The organism is Deltaproteobacteria bacterium (assembly GCA_016874735.1).
In the GTDB taxonomy this organism is placed as follows: domain Bacteria; phylum Bdellovibrionota_B; class Oligoflexia; order Oligoflexales; family CAIYRB01; genus CAIYRB01.
Map to the genome: position 1 here is coordinate 1 of VGTI01000157.1, position 2,432 is coordinate 2,432.

The 2,432-nt window shown below is 50.6% G+C and carries 3 protein-coding genes; 2 read left to right on the forward strand and 1 reads right to left on the reverse strand.

The features are described from left to right. Positions 1–313 precede the first annotated feature (313 nt). Positions 314–886, forward strand: coding sequence for a PhnA domain protein (locus tag FJ146_19900; protein ID MBM4254236.1), 573 nt, complete (start codon positions 314–316; stop codon positions 884–886). Positions 887–916: 30 nt separating this feature from the next. Here the strand turns inward: FJ146_19900 and FJ146_19905 are convergent, their stop codons facing one another. Next, positions 917–1,972, reverse strand: a complete 1,056-nt coding sequence (locus tag FJ146_19905; GenBank protein ID MBM4254237.1) for a Fic family protein — start codon at positions 1,970–1,972, stop codon at positions 917–919. A 235-nt stretch (positions 1,973–2,207) separates the two neighbouring features. Here FJ146_19905 and FJ146_19910 point away from each other — a divergent pair. Continuing rightward, on the forward strand, positions 2,208–2,432 hold a 225-nt coding region (locus tag FJ146_19910; protein ID MBM4254238.1), incomplete at its 3' end, for a hypothetical protein.

Sequence of the window (2,432 nt, forward strand, 5' to 3'; positions counted from 1 at the left end):
CGAAAAAGAAGGTGAATAAAGTAAAGAATATATAGTTGGCACGCGCAAAGAGTTGACGCATTCAGGGGCCTCACGTTGCCAGGATTCGGAGATAAATCTTGGACCGGGATCACATGTTCTGGTGAGGGTCTACGAGCATAAACTATGCCATCACTAAATTGCTGAAATGGCGTAAAATTTTATATTGGCTCGGTGGCCAGGGATTTGGCACCTGTGAAACTGAGTAGGCGATAGGAGCTTCGCGATAGGCTAGCAAAGGCTAATTATGTTATGGTGTCACGCTCCCACGAACTCTCTTAGGATCCGTCATCCGATGATCAAAGAATTACTGGAAAATCGCTCCGGCAATCAATGCGAACTCTGTGGCTCGGCCAATGACCTCGTCGTCCATGATCTCAGGCCCAATCTGCCGGCGTCACTCGCATCGACAGTCCTAGTGTGCGGTACCTGCGCCGACGCCATAGCTACACCAGAGTCAAATCCTAACCACTGGCATTGTCTCCGTGAGAGTATTTGGAGCGAGCACGATGCGGTCAAGGCACTAGCTTACCGCATCTTGAAATCCCTAGGCGCTAATCCGCTGGCCGATGATCTCCTGGGCCAGATTTATCTCGATCCCGAGGTTGAGGCATGGGCCAGCGTCGCCGCATCCCAGGTCCAAGGTGACGATGCGGGCTTAAAGGTGGTCGACAGTAATGGCACCGTACTCACAGAGGGTGACACTGTTACACTCATCAAGGACCTTGAAGTCAAGGGTGCCAACTTCACGGCTAAACGCGGGACCGTGGTTAAAAATATCACGCTGACTGATGACGCCAAGTACGTCGAGGGCAAGGTAAACGGCATCCGCATTGTGCTAGTTGCCGCTTATCTTAAGAAGGCGTGAGCTCTGAATGAAGGCTTTCGGAAGTAAATTTCACAATGCTCGACTAGTCGACTCATCTATGGCTATTTTTAAATGATAACGCGTGCCTTTGCCGCTACCAGTCTTGGTCAACGCTCCTATAGCCACTAGAGCGCCTAAGTCACGAGTTGCTGTTGCACGTGAGGTTCGCGTGATGCTGATATATTTCTCAGCACTTAGGCCGCCCTCAAATCCGCCGGGTCCAGCATTAAGCGTTTTAGCGAGCGCCTTCAATTGGCGTCCATTGAGATCACTCGAGTGATGAGTCAAAAATTTATTTTTTGCGATTACGAACTCAGCTGCTGCAATGGCAGACTCCTGCGCGGTTAAGACCATCTGTCCGAAGTATTGGATCCATTCATCGATTTGCAGCGACCTACTCGCTTTTTGTAACATATCGTAGTAGCGGCGACGCCGTTCCATTAATACTTCAGAGAGTGCAAACAATATTGGCTGCTGCAAAGATTGGGCAAGAGACTTGGCCACTAGAGCGCGACCGATACGACCATTGCCATCCTCAAATGGATGGACAGTCTCGAAATAGAGATGAGCTATTGAGGCTCGCACGAGCGGTGGAAGAGCATGCTCGCGCGATGGTCCACTCGCATTAAACCAGTCGATAAAAGCCTCCATTTCTGCTGGTACCCGCTCCGAAGGAGGAGCTTCAAAATGGACACGAGGCTCGTGTTCAGGGCCTGAAACTATGACCATGGGTTCCCTATGGCGACGGTAATCTCCCACGATGTCAAGATCACGACGCTCTCCACAAAGCATGACATGCCAACTACACAGAGTGTCTTTTGTTAAATCTGCATTGAAATCGCGGTATACCGAAACCATCAGCTCGGCGACTCCCTCTTCACTCCGTTTGCGACTTGTGCGACTTGCTACTAGTCCAAGGCGTCGCTGTAGTGACGATTGCACGCTGGCACGGTCTAGTTGCTCGCCTTCAATGGCGCTGGTTGTGATCGCCTCACTGGTAAGTACCTCTATGGTGAGCTGACCTCTGTCCGCGTCATCCAGATGCCGCCATACACCTAGGAGTAGCCCAGCATTTTTTTGAAGGATCGGCTCTAGGTCTACGGTGACATTTTTATCCTAAGTGCCGTAAAACTCCGTCGTTCACGGCTGAGATATAAGGCACTCGCCCGAGCGTGTACGAAGTATCTCGCGAGTAAAAGTGTTCATGCAACCTACCAAAGAGTGACAGGTCAAAAATAAATGTTGTGCCCACATCACGTGTCGCTCGAAAGATTCATAGCATTCTGCTACAAAAGACTGCTCCGTAGCAGGACGATAGATCATGCTTACCACATGGAAATTCCGCATTAAAGATAGCGGCAGCACCGGGCGTAAACTGACCGCTATGGCCAGGTCGGTCAACTTCGTCTGGAACTATGCCAAAGAGACTCAAGTAACGGCACTACGCCGCAGCTCGACAAAAGTGATCCTGCGTAAAGATGGCACGAGCCGCACAGTACCCAACTTCTTTTCGGCTTTCGAACTCAACAACCTAGTCGCTGGATCT

Excerpts from the sequence above, each read along its gene's own strand:
- FJ146_19900 (MBM4254236.1), top strand. The coding sequence starts at position 314 with ATGATCAAAGAATTACTGGAAAATCGCTCCGGCAATCAATGCGAACTC.